The following is a 22,506-nucleotide window of genomic DNA, read 5'->3' on the forward strand; positions in this document are numbered from 1 at the left end:
TCTCGTTGAAGTGTCTTTCTTCTACTAGGTAGCTTCAAGATACCTACTGCGGAAGAGAGGAACCCATGCCAGTTCAGCGCTTGACTCCCGAAGGCATGCTGCAGCCGGTCCCGTACCACCACGTCGCCGTGGGCACCGGGGCGAAGCACGTCCACGTCAGCGGACAGGTCGCGCGCCGGAGCGACGGGACTCCGGTCGCGCCCGGTGATCTGGCCGGGCAGGTCGCCCAGGCGCTGCGCAACACCGCCGTCGGACTGACAGGCGCGGGCGCGACGTTCGCGGACGTGCTGCGCCTGACGTTCTACGTGACCCGGTGGGCGCCCGAGAAGATCGGCGACTTCATGGCCGGCGTGGAGGCCGTCGCCGAGGAGATCGGCCTCCCGACCCCCCTGCCTCCGGCCTCCCTCATCGGCGTCGAGTACCTCTTCGAGCCGGACGTGCTCGTCGAGGTCGAGGCGACCGCGATCCTGGACTGATCCCGGACCGGGTGGGGCCCGTGCCCGGCTCGGGAACGGGCCCCGCCCGCCCGTCGTCCGCCGTCCGGCTACCGAGGCAGTGGCCGGGGTTCGTGGCCGCTGAGGTCGGCGTCCGGCTGCACCTCGTGGAAGTCCAGCCCCAGGTAGATGCTGCCCGCCCATTCCATCGGCGTCTGGTGACCGATGTAGAAGAGGTCCCCGGTGTCCGAGTCGTCGGTGAGGTTCCAGTCAGAGAAGCAGTCCGTGACCCGCAGCACCGCTTCCTCGTCGCTGGTCCCGAAGCGGCTGGCCATTGCCGCGACGATCTCCCGCACCAGGTCGAGCCCCTCCTCGCAGGCCGGGACCGGCAGCCCGGTCAGCACGGTGCCGAGGCGGTGGCCGCGGGCCCGCAGACCGTCCCTGACCCGCTCCGCGAACGCCCGTGCGTATTCCTCGTCGCGCTCCGACATGGCCCGGGTGTCGGGTGTCCGGCCCGCCTCGCGGACGGCGGCCAGCTCCGTCAGGTCCCTGGACCGCAGCGTGCGCTCCTGTTCCCCGCCGAGCCGGTCGGCGAGGGCGCAGGCGGCGTCGAAGAGTTCCGTGTCGCCGGGCTCGGCCACGAGGTCGTACACGGTCCGGGCGAGGTCGAGGAGCAGTCCGACGGCTTCGTCACGGGGGACGGAACCTGCGGCGAAGTCCTCGACGGCGAGCGCGAGATCCGCCCGCGCGAACCCGACCCGGTACGGCTCCACCTGGTCCTCGCCCTCCCCGTAACCGAAACGCAGCATGGCGCCGGCCGTGTCGTGGGCCCGGCACAGGCCGTCGCGCACCGACCCGTACCAGGGGGAGGCGGCGGGCGGTTCCAGAGCCGCGCAGCAGCGTCCCACCGTCAGCAGTGCCGCGGTCACCAGGTCGGCCTGGGTGCCCTGTGGCAGTACCCGCGGCTCCAGCGGCCCCGGCGCGTCCCACGGGTCGACGGCGTCCGTGTCGTCCCCGGTGTGCGCGTCGTTCTCGGCGTCCGGCATCGGTTCCCCCCCTCTCCCACGCCGCGGGCGTACGAAACCGCCCCGGCACGCTCGCAATGAGCGTACCGGGGCGGTGATCAGGGGTTTCGGCCCGTGGGGGCCGAGGGCGCTACGACCGACGAGCAGTGCCGGCAGTCCCCGTCGCAGTCGTGTCGGAAGCCGGCCGAGCACCCGTCGGGGGGTCTGGACGACACCCGCGGCCTCATGAAGGGCAGGTCGCTCGGCCCGCGGAGGAGGTCAGGAGGACCATGCTTCGCGTGGCCGGGCTCCCGAGGCACGGGCAGCAACCGGCGTCGGCCCGTGTCCGACCTCTTCATCGAGGCGTTCCGGCAACTCGGGCACGGCCGGCCTGACGGCCCCTCACTGCGTGGTGCTCAGAGGACACGGTGATCAAAGTGTGATCAGCAGGACGGCGAGAACCGCCGACGTGCCTGCTGTGAGCACCGCTCCCACCGCGGTGAACACCAGGTGGACCGACGTGGAGTCCCAGCCGCGGATCTCGAAGCGGCGGGGATCTTCCTCGTCGTAGAGGACCGTGACGGAGTTACCGATGCCGAAGCCGTGGAGAACCGTGCCGCGGCCGAACGTGGAGCGGTAGGTGCACTCGCGCCCGTCCCGGGTCGTCCAGGCCACGACGGGGTGGTGGTACTTGGCCCCGTCGTCGTCCCGCCTGGTCTCATGACGCACGACTCGCCCTGCCGCAGTGATTCCGGTGCGGTGCAGCGCGCCGGCGCGGCGGAGTCCGTACACGCCGGCGCAGAGGAAGCTCACGCCGATCGACATCGGTATGAGCGAGAAGAGCCATTCGCGTTCCATGGGGTGTCCGACGCGTGAGTGACGCCGTTGGTTGCCGGCCGCGGATCAGTGCATGCGGCTGCCGACGTCACCCGGTGGGACGTGGCGGGTGTGCGGGTGCGGACTCTCCCACGAGCAGACCGATGGTCAGGACTGCTGTCTTGCGCATGTGCGTACTTCCCCGTTGCTGAACCGATCGATACTGGTGCAAGAGGAGACCGTAGACCATCGCGCCGCGCAGGAGGACACCGTCCGAGGGGGCATCGGGCCGGTTCGAAGCGGCGTTCCACCACGGTGCGCCGCTTGCGGAGTTGCGTGTCGAAGGTCGGCGGGCCGACCGCCCCGGCTGCCGCGCCGGAGCCGGTTGCGGACCTGGTCGGCCCGCCCGGGCGCGGCGCTCGACCGCGCGGGGCCGTCCACCGCCTCAGGACGGGAGGTGCTCGGCCTTGGAGCGAACCTCCTCGCCGCCGGCGCCGGTGGCCGACACGGTCACAGGGCGTGCCGGGGGGGCAGAGGCGTGCTCGTGTGCGTGGTCTGCTGTCCGGCCGGGCTTGAACCTGCGGCGGACGAGCGTGATCAGGGAAGGACCTCCGCGGAAGCACCACAGGGCGATGACCGGATCACAGACGGCGCATGCCAGAGATGAGTCGTGGTGGAACGGCAGGATCGGATTGCCCTTGAGGTGGTGGGCCGTGTCCCAGGCCGTGTGGAGCAGCCAGCCGACGCCGATGAAGGTCCAGGAGTCCAGGCCGCGGTAGGCGATGTAGGCCATGAGTGCGACGAACGGGAGCTCCCACAGGCCGAACCCGCCTCCGCTCAGGTAGGCAGCGCCGGCTCCGCCCACCATGATCGCGTCGAAGCGGCGTCGGTGCGGTTCCCTGATCAGGGACATCAGCAGGCAGTAGACGATGCCGACGATCACCGGTGACACGAGGTTCATGAAGGGATGGTTTCTTCCTCTTGGGGGCGGGCCGCATCGCCGCGGCCGAGTTGTCGCAGCGCGAGCAGCCCGCCGACACCCGGCACGAGGGCCAGGACCTTGATGGCGGCCGGGACCTGCTCGAGACGCCAGGTCGTGATGACGACGAACAGGTAGGCGCAGCCGTGGGTGGGACCCGTCAAGGACGAGACGGGCTCGAGGTGGACGGTGAACACGTTGGCCAGCATCACGATCAGGGAGATGAGTTCGGCGTGTGCCGCGATACGCAGAGGAGGTGGAGGCCAAAGGAGCATGGTCACGCCCCCGTGGTGGAGCCGGGGCGGATGATCATCAAGACGGTGACGGTTGCCCAGAGGAGGTTGAAGATGCCGGTGGTCATGGCGAGGCGGCCGGCGGTTGCGGTCGGCACCGGCGTATCGGCTGGGGTCACCATGTCGGTCAGCGCGCGGTCCTGGCCGGGCAGGACCGACAGGATCAGGACGCCGGCCGCCGCCGCGGTCAGTGCGATCGAGGTGATCAGCCAGGCGTCGCCGAGGACACCGAGGCTGCCGGCCGTGGCGAATCCGAAGACGGGGACCGCGATGCCGACGCCGGCGTAGACCCTGCAGATGCGGTGCAGGGTCTGCAGGGTCGTGCGGGTGCCCTCCCGGTCGCCGGCGGTGCGTCGCAGCGCCGCGGGGAACATGCTCGCAGCGACGGAGACGGGGCCGACGGCCAGGACGGCGGCCAGGACGTGCAAGGACAGCAGGATCTTGGTCATGCTTGCTGACCCATGGCCGGTCGGCGCTCGCCGGTGACGGGCGAAGAGTTCCTCGACGGCATGCGCGATGCGCGGGCCGGCCTCTCGTTCCAGCGGGTCCAGGCCCATGTGGCGGCCGGCACCGGGACGGACCCGTCCCGTTTCCACTCGCCGCTCCCCGCCTCCGCCGGGCCCGCGCCGGGCACCACGAACGTGTCCGTCCGCTCCGGGTCGAGGGCGGCGGTGGCGTGCAGCGCCGGTCCCCCGGTGCCACCGATCATCTCGCGGGGCCCCTCCGCGGGGGCCGGTTCCACGGCCACCGCGCCCTCGGTGGCCGTGCCGCCGGCGTACAGCACCTCGTAGGGTGCGACGACGTCGAGCGGATCGAACCCGTCGAACAGGGCGGTCTGGACGTGCATGGGGCGTACCTCCGGGAGCGGGTCTGCTGCGTCGTGGTGAAGTCAACCGGCCGCCCGCCTGATCGCCCAGTGGCGCGAGTGACATGTTTCAACGGGAAATTGCCATACCCTCCTGCCGACCGGAGAACTGCTGTGAGCTGGGCTCACGGGCGTACCGGTCCCGGGTCCGCCGGTGTTCCGAACAGGTAGGTTCCCGCCATGCACACCGTCGCCGTTCTCGCGCTGGACCAGGTGATCCCGTTCGACCTGTCCACGCCGATCGAGGTCTTCTCCCGAACCCGCCTGCCCGACGGACGGCCCGGCTACCGGCTACGGGTCTGCGCAGAGCGCGACGAGATCGACGCCGGCGCGTTCACCCTGCGCGCGCCGTGGAGCCTGGAGGGTCTGAAGGACGCGGACACGATCATCGTGCCGGGGATCGCCGACCTCACGTCCCCGCTCCCACCTGCCGTACGCGATGCGCTGCGGACGGCCGCCGCGTCCGGGACGCGGATCGCCTCGCTGTGCGTGGGCACTTTCCCGCTCGCGGCCACCGGCCTTCTCGCCGGGCTGCGCGTCACCACTCACTGGCGTGCGGCAGACCTGCTGGCCGCCCTCCACCCGGACGTCACCGTCGACCCGGACGTGCTCTACGTCGACAACGGCCAGTTCCTCACCTCGGCAGGCGCCGCCGCCGGCATGGACCTGTGCCTGCACATGATCCGCCGTGACTACGGCTCGGCCGTCGCCGCCGATGCCGCCCGTCTGTCCGTGATGCCGCTCGAACGCGAGGGCGGACAGGCGCAGTTCATCGCCTACGACCACGTCCTCGCCCCGCAGGGGGCCGAGTTGGAGACGCTGCTGGCCTGGCTGCGGGAAAACCTCGCCCGTGACCTCACCCTGGGCGACATCGCCGCGCAGTGCGGAACCAGCACCCGCACTCTGATCCGACGCTTTCGCAACCAGACCGGCACCACTCCCCTCCAGTGGCTCCACCGGGCCCGCATCCGCCAGGCGCAGCACCTGCTGGAGACCACCGAGCACTCCATCGAGCGCATCGGCCGCCAGGTCGGATTCGGCTCGCCCACCACCTTCCGCGACCGCTTCAAGCGCACCACCGGTGTCAGCCCGCAGACCTACCGGCGCACCTTCAGCTGACTCGTGATCACCCCCTCGAACCGCCATCCCCGAGAGGCGGGCACACCGTGGGCCGCCCGGCAGTCGGCGCGCGACCGGCAGCAGCGACGTGAGGGGGTCGGGGCGTTCTCGGCCGCGGCCCGCGAGGGCCGTTCCGAGCGGCTGCGGGAAGTTCTCCGCGCCGAGGTGGAGTTCACCGTCCACGCCCCCGGCGGACGGTTCGTCACGATCGGGGCCACCGAGGTCGCCGGCCGGGCACGAGTGGCCGGCGGTGCGGCGCGCGGACAGGCGGCGACCGTGGGCGAGCACCCGGGTGTCACCGCCTGGAACGAGGACGGCGCCCCGTTGTCCTCGACACCAGGTCGCCCGTGACTCGCACGGAATCGCGAATGATCGTTCCTCGAGGCCCGGATCCCCACCGCACGTCGTGCGGTTCGCGGCACCGGGCCCCTGGTGAAGGCGGGGCGGGCGGCGGTCGGGTGGTGCGGTGCCGCGGTGGGCGGTTACCAGACGAGGGCGTCCTGCGCGTTGTCCTGCCAGTAGGTCACGGCGGCGGCGCTGTTGAAGTAGACGCCGCCCTCGCCCAGGTTCAGCGTCTTCTCCCCGTTGATCGCGTCACCGCCGCGGTCGGTGAGGAAGACGCCCAGGGTCTTCGCCACGGCGCCCCCTTCCCCGTCGGGCGAGGACGCCGTGATGCCCGCGTAGGCGGACCGGCCGGGGGCGAGGGTCACCACGGACTGCGGGGTGCTGTCCTCGACCCACGCCAGCGGGGCCTGGGCGTCGGCGCCGGCCCGCAGGAAGGGAGCACTGTAGGCGTAGCAGGGCTTGGTGCCGGTGTTGGTGGCCTTCAGCAGGAGGTGGTTGATCGGGCGGGACACCTCGGTGACGGTCAGCCGGGTGTTCGCCGTGGTGCAGGTGACGGGCGAGGACGCCTTCGGGGCGGCGGACGCGGTCTGCCCGCCGGCCTGGACGCCGACGAGGGTGACAGCGGCGGCGACCGCGCAGGAGGCGGCGGCACGGGAGGCGAAACGGGTGGCCATACGCATGGGTGGACTGCTCTCTGTGAAGCGCCGCGTGCCGAGGGCACGGGCTGGGAAGGGGCGTCACACCTGACCGGCGGCTGTGTCCGGCGAGGCGGTGTGCCTGGATGACACCCATCCTGTGTCCTGCCGCGTCCCACGAACCGTTCCATCGGGACTTCTGGGACGCTGGGACGCACCCACCCGCTTCGACCTGGGGAAACGTAACCCGTCCGGGACGCCGGACGGGACGGTCCGACGCCCGGAAGGCCACGGGACATCCGTCGGCCCGCGAGGACGGTCACTCGGACGGGGACAGCGGGCCACCCCCCTCCCAGCCATCCGTTCACGTATCTGAACTTCATGTACGTCTCTGTACGCCCGCCGTTTGTTGTGTCACGCTCAAGTGCCCGACACCCAGCCCGAGTTGGAGGTCAGTCACCCATGGTCGTATCCCGGCGCGCAGTGCTCGCCACGGCGGCCGCCGCCACCGCGTACACGTCCACGGCATCGGTGGCGAGCGCGGCCGGCGGCCCGTCCCCGGCCCAGGTCACGCGGACGCTGCGGGCAGCCGCGGACTACGCGGTGGAGAAGGTCGCGGCCGTCGCCCCACGGGTGACGGGTTTCCCCGTCGGCACGAAGTTCGAGAAGTGGACCTACTCCCAGAACGGTGACTGGGTCGGCGGGTTCTGGCCGGGCACGCTGTGGATGGCGTACCTGTACAGCGCGGACACCTCGTTCCGCACCCTGGCCGTCGACTGGTGCCGGAGACTCGCGCCGCGACAGTACGACACCACCACGCACGACCTCGGCTTCCTCTTCTCGCCCTCGTGGGTCACGGCCTGGCGGCTGACCGGCGACGAGGTCTGGCGGGCGGGGGCCCTCCAGGCCGCCGGCTCACTGATCCAGCGGTACAACCCGCGCGGACGCTTCCTCCGGGCCTGGGGGCGGCTGGACGACCCCGGCAACGCGGGCCGCGTCATCATCGACACGATGATGAACCTCGACCTGCTGGCGTTCGCGAGCCGGGAGTCGGGGGACGACCGCTACCTCGACATCGCGGTCGAGCACGCGAGGACCACGCAGCGGGTGTTCCCCCGGGCGGACGGTTCGACCCCGCACGTCTTCGACTTCGACCCGGACACCGGCAGGCCCCTCGGGCCCGGCACCGTCCAGGGATACAGCCCCACCTCGTGCTGGTCCCGCGGGCAGGCGTGGGGCATCTACGGCTTCACCACGATCTTCCGCCGGACCGGTGAGCGGAGCTTCCTGGACACCGCGCGCTCGCTGGCCGACTTCGCGATCCGGGTGCTGGGCCCCGACCACGTACCGGTGTGGGACTACCGCGCGCCGCAGCAGCCGTACGACATCAAGGACGCGTCGGCCGGGGCGGTCATGGCGTGCGGCCTGCTCGACCTGTCCGCCGCGACCGGGGACCGCGCCTACCGGCAGGTGGCGCTGCGGCTGCTCACCGCGCTGGCGCAGACCTGCCTGACCCGGGCTTCGGACCGCGCGGACGCGGTGGTCGCGCGCTGCACCCGCAACCGTCCGGCCGAGGACGGCGTCGAGATCTCACTCCCCTACGCCGACTACTACCTGCTGGAAGGCATCCTGCGCGTCCTGCGTCCGCAGGACGTCGACCGCGCGATCGACCTGTCGACCACCCGCTGACCGTCCCCGCGACCCGCCCCGCCGGTGACGGCGCGCAGTGAACGCGCGCGCCGCGGCCCGGTCATGGGCCCCGTGCGAGCGGGGAGGAGAACGAGAGAGCTGGAGAGCCATGCAGTCCGACGACAACAGGATCACGACGGTACGACCCACCCGACGCGGGCTGCTGGCGAGCGCCGTGCTCGTGGCCGCCGGAGCCGCGGGACGGGGCGGGACGGCCGTCGCCGCGCCGGGCTCCCCCGGCCACGTCCCGTCGCTGTGGCACGAGTTCACCCGCGACCCGTACCGGCATCCCCAGATCCCGTACGTCGGCCGGGCGGGTTACGGCGGCGGAGCGCGGCGCTTCCCCCGTCGCCCGGTCAGGGCCGACGTACGGGACTTCGGCGCCGTGGCGGACGGCCGTACCGACTGCGCCCCCGCGATCAACCGTGCCGTCGCCGCCGTCGGGCGGGCCGGCGGTGGCACGGTCACCGTCCCGCCCGGCACGTTCCGCATCGACGGCGTGATCCGCATCGGGTACTCGGGCGTCGTCCTGCGGGGCTCCGGCAGCGGGCGTACCACGCTGTACGCCACCAAGAACCTCACCGAGCTGATCGGCCCGTACGGCTCCCGGTACGGCGGCGACAAGTCGTCCTGGTCCTGGGCGGGCGGCCTGATCTGGCTGGCTCCCGAGGCCCGCTGGGACTCCCTGACCGCCGCGATCAGGGAGCGGGACTGGCCGTTCGAGGGCTGGACCGGCAACCGGCGCGACGAGTGGCGCACGCTCACCGCGGTGGAGCCCGCCCGCCGTGGCGACCGGACGGTGACGGTCACCGACCCCTCCGGGCTCCGGCCCGGTGCCCTGGTCCTGCTCCGTCTCGCCGACGACGCGGAGCACACCCTGCTGGAGCACATGGCGGGCGGAGGCCCCGGCCCCGAGTCGTACACCTGGGCCGACAAGTCCAAGCTGCTGTCGTACGTTCCCTACGAGTGGCCCGTGAGGGTCCGCCGCGTCCGAGGCCGGGAGGTCTCCCTGGAGCGGCCCCTGCCGCTCGACGTCCGTCCCGAATGGGACCCGCGGTTCACCACGCACGTACCGGAGCTGACCGGATCGGGCGTCGAGGGGCTGACCCTGGAGGCCGTGCAGACACCGCAACAGCCCCACCTGCTCGACCTGGGGTACAACGGCGTGGTGCTGCAGTGCGCGTACGACTGCTGGGTCGACGACGTGACGGTCCGGCACGTGGACAACGGCTTCGGCCTGGTCGCCGCCTCCGCCTGCACCCTGCGCCGCACCCGCGTCGCGGGCCGCGGCTCCCACCACCCCTACTTCTGCCGCGAGGGCTCGCACGACAACCTGATCGAGGACTTCACCGTGGAGGACCGCACCACGCCCGCCCCCGCCGGCACCCAGCTGCACGGCATCAACGTCGAGGGGCTGTCCTCCCACAACGTCTGGTCGCGCGGCGACATGCGCATGGGCACCTTCGACAGCCACCGCGGCATGCCCTTCGCCAACGTCCGCACCGACATCACCGTGAACAACACCGGCCGCCACGGCGGCGACGCGAGCGCCGGGCCGCTCTTCGGTGCCCGCTTCACGCATTGGAACATCCGCGTCACCAACGGACGCGCGGGGCTGGTGAAGATCGACGGCCTGGCCCCGTACTCCGCCACCGTCGGCGTCGACGAGGTCCGCGAGTTCGACCAGATCGACGTCCCCGACTTCACCGGCGACCTGCACACGCGCCTGGAGCTGTACGGCACGACCGACGCGGTGCGCCCACGCAACCTCCACGAGGCCCAACGCGCCCTGGAGGACCCGGCCAACCGCTGAACGGACCTCCCACCGGTGCGCGCGGACCGGGCGACCGTGTTCCCCTCCCGTCCGATCGGAGCGATCCACGAGAGCAAGGCAGCACCTGGTCGCCCGCGCCCGGCTCGCCGCCATCGGCCGGCATGTCGAGGTGAACCGGCGGGATCCTGGCCGGCGTCGCCCTCACCTCCTGTTCGAAGGCGACGCGTGGCCGGCCTCAGACGACCAGGACGCGGCGCCCGCGTGTGTGACCGGCCCGGCTGTCGATGTGCGCCGCCGCGGCCTCGGCGAGCGTGTACGACTTCTCGACCGGGATGTGGAGCTTTCCCCGCGAGATGAGGCCGACGGCCCGGGCGAGTGCTTCCGACACGTTCCCGGCCACGCCGGAGAACCGGACACCGTACTCCGGCGCATCGAGATCGGCGATGGAGATCACCTTGCGCGCGTCCCCGGTCAGCTCGACGAGCTCGCGGATCACGCCCGAGCCGGCCAGATCGAGCGCCGCGTCGACACGGCCGAGCTCCCGCACCCGCTCGACCCAGCCCTCGCCGTACGTCGTGGCGACGGCACCCAGGCTCCGCAGGTACTCCTGGTTCGCCGCCCCGGCCGTGCCGATCACCGAGATGCCGTGCTCACGGGCGATCTGCAGCACCGCCGATCCGACTCCCCCGGACGCGCCGCTGACCAGCAGCGTCTGCCCGGGCTGCACACCGACCTCGCGGATGACGCGCAGCGCGGTCTCCACCACGGAGGGATAGCCGGCCGCCTCTTGGAACGTGAGCCCCTCGGGCATGCGGGCCCAGGCCGACAGCACGGCGAACTCGGCATACGTGCTCGAACCTTCGCCGAACACGCGGTCGCCGACCTCGACCCCTTCGACGCCCTCACCGACCTCGTCCACCACCCCGGAGGCGTCCAGGCCCACTCCGGAGGGCAACTCGGTCGGATGGGCCCCCAGGACCTGGCCTTCGCGGATCCGCCAGTCGACGGGGTTCACGCCTGCCGCCCGCACGGCGATGCGTATCCGGCCGGGGCCCGCGTGGGGCTCCTCGGCTTCCACGAGTTGCAGGACGTCGGGGCCGCCGAACTCGGCGAAGATCACCTTCTTCATGCGACGACCATAACACTAACGGGTAGTTTTCCGTAACGGTTATGGGTTTGCACCTGATAGCGTGAGGGCATGACCGTGCCGACCGGACGCCGTGAGCGCAAGAAGGCCGCGACCCGCCAGAAGATCGCCGACACCGCCCTGCGGCTCTTCCTCGAACACGGGTATGACGCGGTGGGCATCCGTGACGTGGCCGCCGAGGCCGACGTGGCCGTCACCACGCTCTTCTCCCACTTCGCCTCGAAAGAGGCCCTGGTGTTCGAACAGGACGAGGACTTCGAGCAACGCCTCACGCGGGCGGTCACCGACCGGGCACCGCACGAGCCGCTCGTCCCCGCCCTGCGCCGCGAGGTCCAGGCCCTGGTGCGCCACTGCACGGCGGACAGCGCCGCCCCGGTCTGGCGCATGATCGACGCATCACCCGCCCTGCGGAAGTACGAGGAGTCGATGAGGCTGCGCCACGCGGAGTCGCTGGCGGCGGCCATCGCCGCCGCTCCCGACCTGTCACGGCCCACCACGGCCTGCCGGGCGATCGCGAGGTTCGTGATCGACGCCTATTCACTGGCCCGGGAGGCGGCCGATCCGAAGGCCGCGGTGGACGAGATCTTCCGGATGATCGAGGCGGCCTGGGAAGTCACCTGTCCCTCCGTCGACTCCACCGGCACCGCCGCACCGTAGAGGGGACACGGCCCCGCCCGGCGCCGTGTCACCGAACCCGACGACCGAGCGGACCGGTGCGCGAACCGACCTCGGTCGTTCTGCGTCCCCACAGGCGGGGAGCGGCCGCCGCGGGCCTCCCGAGGGCGTCCGCGTCGCCGGTGGTGGGCAGACGCCAGGACGCTGCTGTCGTCCGATCCGCGCAGGGGGGCGGGAGGGGCACCTCCTTCGTCGAGCAACGGTCGTCGGTGGCTTCGGACGAGGATCCGTGGACCGCGGTGGCCCGCGAGAGCTGTGAGGAGCCGGGCATCGAGGCGGTGGCATCACCGATCGCCGGAGAGCGTTCCTCGTGGCTGCGGATGTCACAGCGTTCCGCGACGGGATGTGTTCGCCTCGCAGAATGGACGGCATGGACGGCATGGACGCGGACGAGAACGCGGTGTTCACGCTGCCGTGGGGCGCCACCGGCTTCTTCCTGGCGGAGGAGGGGCCGCCGCCGTCGACCGACCTGCGGACGTTCCGTACAGCACTGCATGCGGCCGCCCGGGCGGCCGGAGGCCGTGTGGGCGAGGTCGAGGAACAGGCGTACCCGCGTACGTTCCACACCGCGGCGGTCCTCTCGGGCACGAGCGAGCACGTCGTGCTGTGCCACGCCCACCACCCCTGGATCGCGTTCGCTCAGGGGCGCCGGGACTGGTACACCGAGGAGTTCCTCGCTCCGCCGCCGTGGGGCCATGTCTTCGCCGACCTGGGCTTCGTCGTGCTCGACCACGCCGAGCTCACGCTGCCGCTCTCGGACGTCGACACCACGGCCCTCGACAAGGGCCAGTGGCGTCAGATCCGCTCCTACGGCATCACCACGTTGGGCGGAGTGCTCTTCAACTCCTGGGACTGACGCGCGGACGAGACGTGGGTCCGGTGGAAGTCGGTCCGGTCCCGGAGCGCGGTCGGCCGCGGCAGACGCAGGTGCATCTGCCGGGGATCACCGAAGCCGAACGGCACGCCCATCCCGTCGCCGTCCCACTCGTCGAAGAGCCACGCTCCAGGTGATCACGATCGTGGCCACCGTGGGACGGAGGGGCTTCAGGACACCACGGGGGTGCCGTCGGTGATCTCGCTCAGCCGGACCGTGCACAGCCCGCGGGGCGAGCTCTTCACCTCCGTCACTTCGAGTCGGGTGCCCGGGGTGAGGATGTACTCCTCCTCGCCGGTGAAGGCGGAGAAGCTCTTGATCCCGACCGCCCGGGCGGGCGTCACCTCGAAGAGGGTCCGCTTGCCGCGACTGCCCAAGAACGCCCTGGCCACCTCCAGCTCGGAGGTACACGAGGAGACGCCCCACCAGGTCACCGTCCGGCCCACCGGGTACTGCGCCCGCAGGTCCAGCGACACCCCGCGCCACAACGGCTGCGTGTACACCGGCAGCTCCGAGACCGCCGAGAACAGCAGCCGTAGGTACGGCAGGTAAGGCGTGACCCTGGTGCGGTCGGGGGAACGCAGGACGCTGTTGATCTCGCGGTAGAAGGCTGACTCACAGGTGTAGAGATGAAGTGCGGCGATCGCGTCGGCGGACAGGCCGCCGCCGGTCGCCCGGTCCGCACGTCGCTTGCCGAAGTCGTGGGAGCGCCGGATGTGTCCGGCGAGCCCGGACAGTGCCGCGGAGACCGGGGCGACGGCGTCCTGGAAGGCCATCAGCGGGGTGTCGAAGACGCCGGTGATCGCGGGCAGGACCAGGCCCTCGTCCTTGACGCTGGTGAGGCGCTCCAGGTACAGCTGGTGCAGGTTCATGGTCGACTCGATGAAAGCGCCCATGCGCGCCGAGACGTCCCCGCCCGCGCCGGCCGTCGGCACGTTCCACCCCTTGCTCGGCAGCCAGTCGATGCGGTCGGCGCCCAGCGAGGCCAGGGCGTCGTTGACCTGGGCGAAGTGGTCACCCTCACAGAAGATGTCGCCCTGGGCCGCCGGATTCACGTGGTCGAGATGCCGGACCTCGACGTCCGGGTACTTCTGCTGAAGCCGTAGGACGGTCCGCTTCAGGCTGCGGGCATGCGCCCCCCACCAGGCGAACACGACCCCGCGGTCCTCCTCGGTCGCATCCTGCTTGGCCTTGAGGATCTCCTCGACGATCCGCTCGGCGACCGGTCGCCAGAACGCCGTGTGCTGGTCGGCGCCCATCGCCCCGTCACCGCTCGCGGTCAGTGACGCGTTCAGCAGGAGCACCCCCTGCGTCAGCATCGCCTGGAACCACTCCGGCGGCTGGACCGTGTCCTTCTCCTTGAGCAGCGCCCGCACCTCGGCGATCGGGGTCTTCTTGGCGATGCCGTACTTCCACATCGCCGCCGCCTTGATGAGGCACCGGATGCTGACGACACGGCCGAACTGGCTGTCCTTCCAGTCGCTGAAGGTGTTGTCGAACATGGCTATGCCGGTGGCGCTCTCCGGCCGCGGGTACGGGTTCTGACCGAAGACCACGACCTTCCACTTGTGCGGCGGGTTCGGCTTGAGCGCCTGGAACGTCAGTTCGCGGACCGGGACCACCTCGTGGCTGCGGCCCTTCCCGATGAACCGTGCGGCGTCCGGCTGCGCCTCGATGACCGGCTTCAGCAGCGGGAGCCAGGCCTCACCGCCGCCGTCGAAGAGCTCGGTCAGGGCGAGGGGATCGTTCGTATCGGGAAGGGGCTGCGGTGCAGGGGCCGGAGCCGGGACGCCGGTCGTCGGTCCGGTCGTGGAGGAGGCGTTCTCGCTCGTCGTGGCGGCAGGAGAGGAGGAGGTGGCGGAGGGAGCGGCGGTTTCGGGTACCGGTGCGGGGGTGACGGGCGTGCCGGCTGTCGGCGGCGGCACGATGCGTACCCGCTGGTCGACGGGCGCGTTCTCGATCCCGTCGAGCTGGGAGACGATCGTGGACCGGAGCTCGTCGTCGTCCTCGAACCAGTGGTCGTGGAAGAGCGTGTAGCCGGTCCACATCAGGTTGGCGCACACCCGGGCCGGCACCTGGCCGGTCTGCGCCCCCATCCCGACCAGCGCCACGGACCGGATGCTGCCCGGCTTCTTCCGGTTCTGCCGGTGGACGGCCTGGAAAGCCGCGGCGCACGCCAGCGCCACGTTCAGCGTGGCGCTCACGTTCTGCGAGGACCGCACCATCGTCGGCGTCGATATCAGGTAGCGGGGAACGGTTGTGCCGGACGGCACGCAGACCGCGCTGCCCACCGGCATGGGCCCGGCGAACCGGTCGCGGATCGCCCGCTGGACGCGCACCTGGATGCCGGCCCCCAGGTACCGCTTGATGACGGCGTCGACCCCGCCGTCCATCCGGCCCCGGGAGTTCGTGGGGGTGACCCAGGCGTCGACGTCCTCGTCGAGGATCGAGCCCTTGCGGATCTCGATGCCAGGTGTGTCGGCGAACGCGGCGCGCCACGCCTCCACCACCCGCTCGTTGACGTCCGTCAGCACCACCCTGAGCGCGGGCAGCACACTGCTCTCGGTCATCGTCCACTCCTGTCGTGCAACAGCGGTTCCAGGACCCCGAACATAGCGCTCACCACTGACAACGCACTTTCGGCGAGCGCCCCGTGACCTGCCGTCATACCGCGTGGACGGGTGTGGCGACCGGCAGCCGGGGTGTGGCAGGTCGCTCCCCGCGCGGGCAGGGACAGCCGCCGCAGCGGGCAGGAGGCGGTGTCGGTGGCGGCGTGGACGCCGACCGCGGTCCGGCAGTGAGCTCCGCGCCCTCTCGGATGCGCGTCCCAGCAGTGCATACAATCGCGTGAGCTGAATCGGGATCCGGCTCCGGGCGTGACACCTGCCACACCCGGAGCAACGGTCAGACCCGGGAACACGGCCGGTGCCCCCACCTCCGACACCGAGGGACACGACGCCGGTTCCCCGGACATCGTGGAGCGATCCACGAGCCCCACGCGGGCCCGCAGCTCGTCAAGACCACGACGTCCGGGGAACCGGACCGTCGCGTGCCGGACAGGAGTGTCCCGTCCGGTCAGCCCGACCTCCAGGAGTACCACCCGTGAACGGAAAGCGCCGCCGACTGCTGCTGGCCGCCATCGCCCCCATGCTCGAGCCCGACGAGCAGGTCGAGGTGGCGACCATCGTGAACCTGAGTTCCGTCTCGGTGCGCCGGACCGCAGCGTTCGCAGCAGCCTCGGCCCTCATGAGCGGTGGGATGGCCGTGATCCCGGCGCCGACCCCCATGTACCTGGCAATGACCGGCCGTCGCATCTTCATCTTCCGGGCGAACCCGACGTTCGCCCGGCCGGAGGAGCACGTGATGACGATCCCGCGCGCCGGTCTCGTCCGCTCGGAGATCAAGGAGCGTTTCCTCAACTCGTCCTTCGTGGTCTCCTCACCGGGCAGCGAACAGAGTTTGAGGATCATCTTTCCGTTGATCGGCCGCAAGGACCGGAACGTGATGGCGGCTGCCCTGCCCCTTGCCGGCTGACCGTCCCCGGCCCGGGCAGGAGCCGAGCAGCCACCAGGACGACGGGGAAGGGACGGTTCGCCACCGCCTCCGTCGCCGTTGGTCCGCACGGCGGGAGATCCTCGCGGGAGGCCGGGTTCTCGTCGAAGTGCCCGACCCGTACACGACCAGGAAGCACGGGACGGTCCGGCCTCGATGAGCCACCGTGACCGACCCGTCGCTCCGGGGTCACGGCCCCTCGGCCGGGCGCCGGACCGCCCACCGGCGTGGTGCCTGGTCATCCGGGACGTCCGGCGAAGCGAAGTGGAACGGCACGCCGAGACGGTCGGCCAGCGCCCGGCCTGCCTCGGCGGCGGCAACGCCGGGCGGAGAGCCGTCGGGGTGGTGGTGGACGGTCGCCAGGTGGCCCTCCCCGGCCGGGGAGTCCAGGACCGCGACCAGGAGCACGAACCAGTCGTGCACGGTGTCGCCGTCCCAGAACGCCTCCACCGCCACCACACGGCCCGGGAGGGCCGCGGCGCGCGCTGCGAGTGCCGGAAGGTCGAGCGGATCGGGCGGTGTGCGCTGTACTCGGTCGCCGAGGGCCTCGTATCGCGCGTGGACCACCCGCTCAGCCTCGTGCAGGCCTACTCCCAGCGGTCGCAATGCCTCCCAGACGGACCTGACCGCCGACAGCCGACGATCCCGCAGCACGTCGGCGTCGACCGCCCGACAGGTCCGCTCCTCCAGGTAGGCCCACCAGCCGCTCACTGGGCCACCGGCCGGGATTCCAGGGCGTGCGTCATGGGCCCGAACGTACCTCAGGGGCCGGGGCCCGATCCGGCCGTCCCCTGGCGTCGTCGGATCCCGGGTTCTGGCTCACTTTCCGTGGAGTGGTTGTGGAGTGGTTACGGAGAGTCAGATCTTCGGAGCCATGCGGTAGCGGTCCGGATGGGCACGAAGCCGGGGTGAGGTGAGTTCCAGGGCCCGGTTGTCGCGTCCGGCGCCCATGTGGTCGAGCCAGCGTTCGTACCGGTCGAGGAAGTCGGTGGCGGAAGAGACGTTGGGGCCCCAGAACCCGTCACCGTTGCCGATGAGGACGCGGCCGGCGAGGGGGCCGGTCACCGCGATGACGCATACGTCGGTGCAGCCCATTTCGATGACGTGGAGGAAGAGGTCGCGTTCACGGGGCCCGGGTCCTGTGCCGCTGAAGCCGCGGGGTGTCCCTGGTTCCCCGCGCGGATTCATGACCAGCAGAGAACACCGCTCCAGCGGCATGAGGCCGTAGAACGGCGCCGCACCCGAGCCGCCGATGTGCGTGAGGAACTGCCGATAGGCATCAGGCAGGGCGATGTCGTGCTCGGCCTCGAACGCGGCGACGCGCGCTTCCGTCAGCTTCGGACCAAGGCGGAACTCGTGTTTCTCTTCTCCGAAGGAGTGGCTACGCAGTGGTCGGAACGGGATCGCGGCCAGCTTGCGGCGCACGCGGGGTATGCGGGGGTCCATGATGCGTCTTCTCTCGTCCCCCTCACCCTAGGGGTGGCTGTGGTCAGCCGGCCGTCGTGCTTCGAGCCTCGATGCGTACCGCCTCATCGTTACGGCCGGTCCTGCCGACGCCGTCCGTGACGTCCTGGAGCACACGGCCCGGCTGGGGGGGGAGGACCGTGCCCTTCACCGGTCCGTGCGCCCAGGTCGAGGGAATGAGCGCACCGAGAGAACCCGATCAGTCGGGGGAGGCGCTGTTGCGTCGGGTCTCCGCGAGGTGGACGTCGACGTATCGGGTGAGGATCAGCGCGTCCTGCGGCTCGTCGGCCTGGAAGGTGACGCGACGCAGCAGGCTGACCCCGTCGAGTGCGACGCCCTCGCGGGCGAGGACGAAAACGAGGGCGAGGAAAGCGGACCGGGCGTTGCCGTCGTCGAAGGGATGGAAGAAGCACACGTCGAGATAGGCACGTGCGGCCCGGGCGGTGAGGGGAACGGACCGCTCGACGTGGCGCGCGCTCTCGGCCAGACGGGCGTCGAGGCGGGCCCGGGTGTCCGGGCCGATGCCATAGCGTTCCCTGCCTCCCTTGGCGAAGGCCGGCAGGTCGCGGAACGGCGGCGGCTGCGGTGTGCCCAGGACGTGCTGCTGCCAGCGCCGGAGCAGCTCGAAGTCGAGCGAGGCGCCGCGCGCCGCATCGGCCCGCAGCACCTCCAGTGCGGCGAGCATGCCCCGTGCACGGGCGGGATCCAAAGCGCCGTCGAAGGCGCGTATGTCGTCCGCCGCGCCGTCGCGCGACGGGGTCACCGGTTCGTCCCCACCGCCGTCCGGGGCCTCCTGCCACGGCACGGTCTCGCGCACCGCGAGCCAGCGCTCGAGGTGGTCCGGAACGGGCCCGGCGGATCGTGCGCCGTCGTCCGGCCGCAGCGACAGCGCGAGCCGCTCCGCGACGTCATCGACCAGCACCGTGTCGGGGCCTGTCCAGCTCGCGAACCTCCCGCCGATCGCCTCGTCGACCAGCTCCTGCGCACGGTCGGGCGCGACGCCCCAGCGGCTGAGGAACCAGGTGAGCACCTGACAGCAGTGCCCGTACCAGCCGCTGCCGCAGCCGGTGCGGTCGGTCACCTGCAGGATCAGGTTCCGGGCGGCGCACTCCCACAAGATCCGCTGGTCCTCGATGCCGGTCAAGTCCAACGGGTACGCGTCGAACCACCCGGCGAGGCTTTCCAGCCACTCGCGCCACTCGCGCAGCGCCGCCACGGCACGGGCGAGCGTCTCCTCAGGGGTGGTGATCGAGTCCCGTGGGCAGCACCAGTTCCCGACGGGGCCTCCGTCGAAGTCGCCTTCGTCGTGCGCCCAGCGCCAGCCTACGGTCCAGCAGCCGTAGTGCTCGGCGAGGGCGTGTGACATGGCATCGGCCCAGGGCCGTCCCACGTCCCGGCTCCAGGCACTCATGGCCGGATCGCCGAAGGGGATGTCGGGGCGGCTGGGCACCCTCCGGGCGGGTCCGAGGGACCGCACCACGTGCGCTGCTGACGCACTGTCGAAGGAATGCCGGGCGGGATTCACGTCGTCCCAGGTCAGGAAGCGGGGGGCCAGCTCGACAATCACCGCGCAAGCCTGCCCGTCCACCCGCCTGCGGTTCAAGTGGATTACCTCAGAGGCCCGGAGAAGCGTGCGGGGCCCTTCGCGACGACTGTGGCGCTCCAGGCGCCGATCGAGGCCGGCCGGAGTGGTCCCGTTCCGTCGGCAGCCGTGCGCGGGCCCATCCTGCGGTCCCGGTGACGACGGGCCCGCCGCTGGGCCGGCCGTCGTGCTTCGGCTCACCTGCGCACCCAGCCGGAGGCGTGGGCCGTCGCAGTAATGACCAGTAAGCGGACCTCCACGGACGTGTACGTGTCGGTGGGGGCGACGGGTGCGTGCCGTGCGGTGCGCGGTACGCGCTTCGGGGCACGTCGGCGGGTGCGGGAGTCAGGCCGCCGCGGCGCGGAAGACGCTGGGGCTCAGACCCCGGTGGCGTTTGAACGCGGCGCGGAAGCCGAAGGCGTCGGCGTAGCCGACGTACTCGGCGATCTGGGCGATGGCGAGGTCGGTGTCGGACAGCAGCGCCTCGGCCCCGTCCATGCGGCACTCGGTCACGTAGACCAGCGGAGGGCGCCACCCCCGCCCCCGGTTCCTGGCGCGGGACGACGTCGTGCTCCGCATGCCCGGCCGGCTCGGTGCCGCCTCCGTCGGCATCACGGCGGACGCCTGCGCGCAAGACGGACCGGGTCACGACGGGGGTTCGAATTCGGGCAGGGTGAGGGCCGAATGGGCCGGTCGTCCCTTCCCGGCGGGCATGGCGTCGAGTGCGCGCAGCCTGTCGTTGCGTTCCTCCAGAGCCCGGGGCGTGGTCGGGAAGAGTGTGGCACCGCCCTTGCCGACCAGTGCCTGGTTCACGGTCACGAAGTCGCGGAGGGAGGATTCGTAGGCCGCGAAGCCCGCGGCGTGGTCCCGGTCGGCCAGGGAACCGGCGAGCATGTACGCGCCGACGAGGGCGAGGCTGGTGCCCTGCCCGGTGAGGAACGACGGCGCCCACGCGGCGTCGCCCACCAGTGCGACCCTGCCGCTGGACCAGCGGGGCATGCGGATCTGGCCGACCGTGTCGAAGAACACGTCGTCCGCTTCGCGCAGGGCGGCCAGCAGGCCCGGTACCTCCCATCCGGCGTCGGCGAAGGCCGCGTCGACCAGGGCCCGTTGGGCCGATGGGTCCGGGAACGCTTCGAACGGCGGCTCCGGCCGGGCGAAGTTCAGGAAGGCGTGCACTTCGTCGTCGTCCACGGCGTAGAGGGCCGCCGCCCTGCCCGGCGAGTTCCACATGACGGTCTCGTGGGAGAGGCCGAAGGTGTTGCGCAGGGTGAACACGGCGAAGCAGTATCCGAGGTAGTGGTGGAACTCCTTTTCAGGGCCGAACAGCATCTCGCGGGTGCGCGAGTGCGTGCCGTCCGCACCGAGGACCATGTCGAAGGTGCGCCTGCCGCCCCCGCGGAAGGTGACGTCCACTCCGCGGCCGGACCGGTCGAGGGTGTCGACGGAGTCGTCGAACACGAACTCCACGTCGTCACGGACCGCCGTGTGGAGGGCGTCGGTGAGATCACCGCGTCGTATCTCCAGGTCCCGTCCCGCGACACCGCCGGTGACGGTGTGCGGGCGGAGCGAGACCACCTCGCTGCCGTCCCCCTCGAGGAAGGTCAGCCGGCGCAGGTCGACGTGCGCGTCCCGCAGCCGCGGCAGGAGCCCCATCCTCCGGACGACCTCCAGCGCGGTGCCACGCACGTCGACGGGGTAGCCACCGTTGCGCGGCGCGCCCGCCTTCTCCACCACCGTGACCGCGTGTCCGTAGCGGTTCAGCCAGAACGCGAGGACGCAGCCGGCGATGCCGGCCCCGGAGATCAGGACGGTGCGCCTCGGCGTGGTACGGGTGCGTGTCGGACGGTCGGTGAGGGTCATTCCTCGACTCCTTTGCTCATGGTGCGGACGACGGACAGGGACAGCACCGCGACGGCACCGGCGATGAGGAAGCCGGTGGTGAAGGCCGATTCGGCCGGGACCTCCGACCCGGACGGTGTCCCCGAGGTGAGGAGCGCGCCGCCGAGAATCCCGCCCACGGCGGAGCCCAGCACGCGGGTCACCAGGACCAGGCCGGTGGCGATGCCGGTGTCGCCCTCGTCGACGGAAGAGGCGATGCCGGTCACCATGGCCGTGACGCACAGGCCGTTGGCCAGCGCGATCAGCGCCTTGCCGACGGCGATGTGCCAGACCTCGGAGTGTGCGGCTGACAGGGCGAGCAGGGCGGCGGCCATGAGGACGACCGCGGTGGTGGCCACGGCACGCGGACCGAAGCGCCGCTCCCCGATCCCGCCGAGCGGCCCGGCCAGCGTCGCGGCCACGGCGCCGGGCAGGAGGACGAAGCCGATCCGGGTGGCGCCGAGCCCGAAACCGTATCCGTCGCCGGACACGTCGAGCAGCTGCGGAACGAGGTAGACCCCCGTCGCGGTGCCGAGGCACATCACGAACGTGACCGCACACGCCTTCCAGATCGCAGGCCGTGCCAGCATGCGCAGATCGACCATCGGTGCGACCGCGCGACGTTCGACGGCCGTCCATCCGGTCACGAAGGCGGCGAGCACCGCGAGGAGGGCGACGAACACGAGTGGCTGCGAGCCCGCCTCGGGCGCCAGCGCGAACACGAGCATGAGGGTGACCAGGATCCCGCTCAGGAGAAGCAGGCCGGGCCAGTCGATTCCGCTGCCGTCCGAACGGCCCGGCGGATCGGCCGGTAACACCCTGTTCACCAGCAGGGTGGACGCGATGACCGCGACGGTCGGCACAGCGAACATCCAGTGCCGGGAGAACGCTTCCGCGACGGGCCCGGCCGACAGCAGTCCCACCATCGAGCCGCCCACGAACATCCCGCTGACCAGGCCGATGGCCGCCTTCGACTCTCCGACGGGGAGGTGTTTGCGCACCACGATGAACGACAGGGGCAGGGCACCCACCATCGCCCCCTGCAGAATCTGCCCCAGCAACAGCACCGGCAGGTTGGGTGCCAGAGCGGACACCAGGCCGCCGGCCGAGACCACCGTCATCAGCCGGATCAGGACTCGCTTCCCGCCGTAGCGGTCGCCGAGCTTGCCCGCGATCGGTGTGACGAGCGCGCCGGTGACGGCGAGCACGATGGTGAGGAGCGCCCCTTCGGTCGGGCTCATGTCGAGCTCACGTTGCAGGAGCGGGAGCGTCGGCGACACGACCGACTCCAGGGCGCCGGTGGAGACCGCCAGCATACCGAGGCCCGCGACAGCGGCCTTCTTCATGCGGGGCGGAGGAGCCAGGGCTGTGGTCATGA

23 protein-coding genes are annotated in these 22,506 nt (G+C 71.4%); 8 read left to right on the top strand and 15 right to left on the bottom strand.

The genetic code is table 11. The features are described from left to right. Positions 1-65: 65 nt before the first annotated feature. A complete protein-coding gene (locus tag JHAT_RS06605; protein WP_077797079.1) occupies positions 66-476 on the top strand; it encodes a RidA family protein in 411 nt (136 codons plus the stop codon). Between the two features lie 68 nt (positions 477-544). Here JHAT_RS06605 and JHAT_RS33735 read toward each other — a convergent pair whose 3' ends face one another. The 6 genes from JHAT_RS33735 to JHAT_RS06635 form a co-directional block, all read right to left on the bottom strand. Beyond that, on the bottom strand, positions 545-1,480 hold the full coding sequence (locus tag JHAT_RS33735; protein ID WP_107481842.1) for a hypothetical protein: 936 nt from the start codon (positions 1,478-1,480) through the stop codon (positions 545-547). A 390-nt stretch (positions 1,481-1,870) separates the two neighbouring features. Then, positions 1,871-2,296 (bottom strand): DUF3592 domain-containing protein, encoded by a 426-nt coding sequence (locus tag JHAT_RS06615; protein ID WP_077797081.1) that lies wholly within the window; start codon positions 2,294-2,296, stop codon positions 1,871-1,873. A 403-nt stretch (positions 2,297-2,699) separates the two neighbouring features. Continuing rightward, complete coding sequence (locus JHAT_RS06620) at positions 2,700-3,215, bottom strand: DUF6010 family protein (protein WP_253195417.1); 516 nt, start codon at positions 3,213-3,215, stop codon at positions 2,700-2,702. After that, positions 3,212-3,508, bottom strand: a complete 297-nt coding sequence (locus JHAT_RS06625; RefSeq protein ID WP_077797082.1) for a DUF3817 domain-containing protein — start codon at positions 3,506-3,508, stop codon at positions 3,212-3,214. The genes JHAT_RS06620 and JHAT_RS06625 overlap by 4 nt, the downstream gene beginning before the upstream one ends. A gap of 2 nt (positions 3,509-3,510) precedes the next feature. Beyond that, positions 3,511-3,975, bottom strand: coding sequence for a hypothetical protein (locus tag JHAT_RS06630; RefSeq protein ID WP_077797142.1), 465 nt, complete (start codon positions 3,973-3,975; stop codon positions 3,511-3,513). After that, positions 3,972-4,373, bottom strand: a complete 402-nt coding sequence (locus JHAT_RS06635) for a hypothetical protein (RefSeq protein WP_307718346.1) — start codon at positions 4,371-4,373, stop codon at positions 3,972-3,974. The genes JHAT_RS06630 and JHAT_RS06635 overlap by 4 nt, the downstream gene beginning before the upstream one ends. A 198-nt stretch (positions 4,374-4,571) precedes the next feature. Between JHAT_RS06635 and JHAT_RS06640 the strand changes: the two genes are divergently transcribed. Together JHAT_RS06640 and JHAT_RS06645 are read left to right on the top strand one after the other, a co-directional pair. After that, positions 4,572-5,510 (top strand): GlxA family transcriptional regulator, encoded by a 939-nt coding sequence (locus tag JHAT_RS06640; RefSeq protein WP_077797083.1) that lies wholly within the window; start codon positions 4,572-4,574, stop codon positions 5,508-5,510. Positions 5,511-5,513: 3 nt separating this feature from the next. Next, positions 5,514-5,861: a hypothetical protein gene (locus JHAT_RS06645; protein WP_077797084.1), complete on the top strand. Its 348-nt coding sequence runs from the start codon at positions 5,514-5,516 to the stop codon at positions 5,859-5,861. A gap of 131 nt (positions 5,862-5,992) precedes the next feature. Here the strand turns inward: JHAT_RS06645 and JHAT_RS06650 are convergent, their stop codons facing one another. Next, a complete protein-coding gene (locus JHAT_RS06650) occupies positions 5,993-6,535 on the bottom strand; it encodes a DUF4232 domain-containing protein (RefSeq protein ID WP_171990773.1) in 543 nt (180 codons plus the stop codon). Positions 6,536-6,952: 417 nt separating this feature from the next. Here JHAT_RS06650 and JHAT_RS06655 point away from each other — a divergent pair, with 417 nt between their 5' ends. Both JHAT_RS06655 and JHAT_RS06660 read left to right on the top strand, forming a co-directional pair. Next, on the top strand, positions 6,953-8,179 hold the full coding sequence (locus JHAT_RS06655; protein ID WP_171990774.1) for a glycoside hydrolase family 88 protein: 1,227 nt from the start codon (positions 6,953-6,955) through the stop codon (positions 8,177-8,179). A 109-nt stretch (positions 8,180-8,288) separates the two neighbouring features. Continuing rightward, positions 8,289-9,992: a glycoside hydrolase family 55 protein gene (locus JHAT_RS06660; protein WP_077797086.1), complete on the top strand. Its 1,704-nt coding sequence runs from the start codon at positions 8,289-8,291 to the stop codon at positions 9,990-9,992. Positions 9,993-10,188: 196 nt separating this feature from the next. On the opposite strand, the gene JHAT_RS06665 is transcribed toward JHAT_RS06660, so the two are convergent. Further along, positions 10,189-11,082, bottom strand: a complete 894-nt coding sequence (locus JHAT_RS06665; protein WP_077797087.1) for an NADP-dependent oxidoreductase — start codon at positions 11,080-11,082, stop codon at positions 10,189-10,191. Positions 11,083-11,151: 69 nt separating this feature from the next. On the opposite strand from JHAT_RS06665, the gene JHAT_RS06670 reads away from it, so the two are divergent. Then, positions 11,152-11,757, top strand: coding sequence for a TetR/AcrR family transcriptional regulator (locus JHAT_RS06670; RefSeq protein WP_077797088.1), 606 nt, complete (start codon positions 11,152-11,154; stop codon positions 11,755-11,757). 388 nt (positions 11,758-12,145) lie between these two features. Continuing rightward, positions 12,146-12,631 (top strand): hypothetical protein, encoded by a 486-nt coding sequence (locus JHAT_RS06675; protein WP_171990775.1) that lies wholly within the window; start codon positions 12,146-12,148, stop codon positions 12,629-12,631. A gap of 188 nt (positions 12,632-12,819) precedes the next feature. Here the strand turns inward: JHAT_RS06675 and JHAT_RS06680 are convergent, their stop codons facing one another. Beyond that, complete coding sequence (locus JHAT_RS06680) at positions 12,820-15,219, bottom strand: ADP-ribosyltransferase domain-containing protein (RefSeq protein WP_253195419.1); 2,400 nt, start codon at positions 15,217-15,219, stop codon at positions 12,820-12,822. Positions 15,220-15,751: 532 nt separating this feature from the next. On the opposite strand from JHAT_RS06680, the gene JHAT_RS06690 reads away from it, so the two are divergent. Next, positions 15,752-16,183: a hypothetical protein gene (locus JHAT_RS06690; protein WP_077797089.1), complete on the top strand. Its 432-nt coding sequence runs from the start codon at positions 15,752-15,754 to the stop codon at positions 16,181-16,183. A gap of 207 nt (positions 16,184-16,390) precedes the next feature. Here the strand turns inward: JHAT_RS06690 and JHAT_RS06695 are convergent, their stop codons facing one another. The 6 genes from JHAT_RS06695 to JHAT_RS06720 form a co-directional block, all read right to left on the bottom strand. Beyond that, positions 16,391-16,912, bottom strand: coding sequence for a hypothetical protein (locus tag JHAT_RS06695; protein ID WP_077797090.1), 522 nt, complete (start codon positions 16,910-16,912; stop codon positions 16,391-16,393). 147 nt (positions 16,913-17,059) lie between these two features. After that, positions 17,060-17,647: an SMI1/KNR4 family protein gene (locus tag JHAT_RS06700; RefSeq protein WP_077797091.1), complete on the bottom strand. Its 588-nt coding sequence runs from the start codon at positions 17,645-17,647 to the stop codon at positions 17,060-17,062. Positions 17,648-17,864: 217 nt separating this feature from the next. Next, on the bottom strand, positions 17,865-19,232 hold the full coding sequence (locus JHAT_RS06705; RefSeq protein WP_171990776.1) for a Fic family protein: 1,368 nt from the start codon (positions 19,230-19,232) through the stop codon (positions 17,865-17,867). Between the two features lie 360 nt (positions 19,233-19,592). Further along, positions 19,593-19,859, bottom strand: coding sequence for a helix-turn-helix domain-containing protein (locus tag JHAT_RS06710; protein WP_375603549.1), 267 nt, complete (start codon positions 19,857-19,859; stop codon positions 19,593-19,595). Between the two features lie 33 nt (positions 19,860-19,892). Next, entirely contained in the window at positions 19,893-21,110 is a 1,218-nt protein-coding gene (locus JHAT_RS06715; RefSeq protein ID WP_077797092.1) for an FAD-dependent monooxygenase, read from the bottom strand. Beyond that, positions 21,107-22,504: an MFS transporter gene (locus tag JHAT_RS06720; RefSeq protein WP_077797093.1), complete on the bottom strand. Its 1,398-nt coding sequence runs from the start codon at positions 22,502-22,504 to the stop codon at positions 21,107-21,109. Before JHAT_RS06720 ends, JHAT_RS06715 begins: the two co-directional genes overlap by 4 nt. Positions 22,505-22,506 lie beyond the last annotated feature (2 nt).

Source organism: Streptomyces sp. JHA26 (assembly GCF_002005565.1).
Lineage (GTDB): Bacteria > Actinomycetota > Actinomycetes > Streptomycetales > Streptomycetaceae > Streptomyces.

Coding starts and splice junctions, on each gene's coding strand:
- JHAT_RS06605 (WP_077797079.1), top strand. CDS start 66: ATGCCAGTTCAGCGCTTGACTCCCGAAGGCATGCTGCAGCCGGTCCCG.
- JHAT_RS33735 (WP_107481842.1), bottom strand. CDS start 1,480: ATGCCGGACGCCGAGAACGACGCGCACACCGGGGACGACACGGACGCC.
- JHAT_RS06615 (WP_077797081.1), bottom strand. CDS start 2,296: ATGGAACGCGAATGGCTCTTCTCGCTCATACCGATGTCGATCGGCGTG.
- JHAT_RS06620 (WP_253195417.1), bottom strand. CDS start 3,215: ATGAACCTCGTGTCACCGGTGATCGTCGGCATCGTCTACTGCCTGCTG.
- JHAT_RS06625 (WP_077797082.1), bottom strand. CDS start 3,508: ATGCTCCTTTGGCCTCCACCTCCTCTGCGTATCGCGGCACACGCCGAA.
- JHAT_RS06630 (WP_077797142.1), bottom strand. CDS start 3,975: ATGACCAAGATCCTGCTGTCCTTGCACGTCCTGGCCGCCGTCCTGGCC.
- JHAT_RS06635 (WP_307718346.1), bottom strand. CDS start 4,373: ATGCACGTCCAGACCGCCCTGTTCGACGGGTTCGATCCGCTCGACGTC.
- JHAT_RS06640 (WP_077797083.1), top strand. CDS start 4,572: ATGCACACCGTCGCCGTTCTCGCGCTGGACCAGGTGATCCCGTTCGAC.
- JHAT_RS06650 (WP_171990773.1), bottom strand. CDS start 6,535: ATGCGTATGGCCACCCGTTTCGCCTCCCGTGCCGCCGCCTCCTGCGCG.
- JHAT_RS06655 (WP_171990774.1), top strand. CDS start 6,953: ATGGTCGTATCCCGGCGCGCAGTGCTCGCCACGGCGGCCGCCGCCACC.
- JHAT_RS06660 (WP_077797086.1), top strand. CDS start 8,289: ATGCAGTCCGACGACAACAGGATCACGACGGTACGACCCACCCGACGC.
- JHAT_RS06665 (WP_077797087.1), bottom strand. CDS start 11,082: ATGAAGAAGGTGATCTTCGCCGAGTTCGGCGGCCCCGACGTCCTGCAA.
- JHAT_RS06670 (WP_077797088.1), top strand. CDS start 11,152: ATGACCGTGCCGACCGGACGCCGTGAGCGCAAGAAGGCCGCGACCCGC.
- JHAT_RS06675 (WP_171990775.1), top strand. CDS start 12,146: ATGGACGGCATGGACGCGGACGAGAACGCGGTGTTCACGCTGCCGTGG.
- JHAT_RS06680 (WP_253195419.1), bottom strand. CDS start 15,219: ATGACCGAGAGCAGTGTGCTGCCCGCGCTCAGGGTGGTGCTGACGGAC.
- JHAT_RS06700 (WP_077797091.1), bottom strand. CDS start 17,647: ATGGACCCCCGCATACCCCGCGTGCGCCGCAAGCTGGCCGCGATCCCG.
- JHAT_RS06710 (WP_375603549.1), bottom strand. CDS start 19,859: ATGCCGACGGAGGCGGCACCGAGCCGGCCGGGCATGCGGAGCACGACG.
- JHAT_RS06715 (WP_077797092.1), bottom strand. CDS start 21,110: ATGACCCTCACCGACCGTCCGACACGCACCCGTACCACGCCGAGGCGC.
- JHAT_RS06720 (WP_077797093.1), bottom strand. CDS start 22,504: ATGACCACAGCCCTGGCTCCTCCGCCCCGCATGAAGAAGGCCGCTGTC.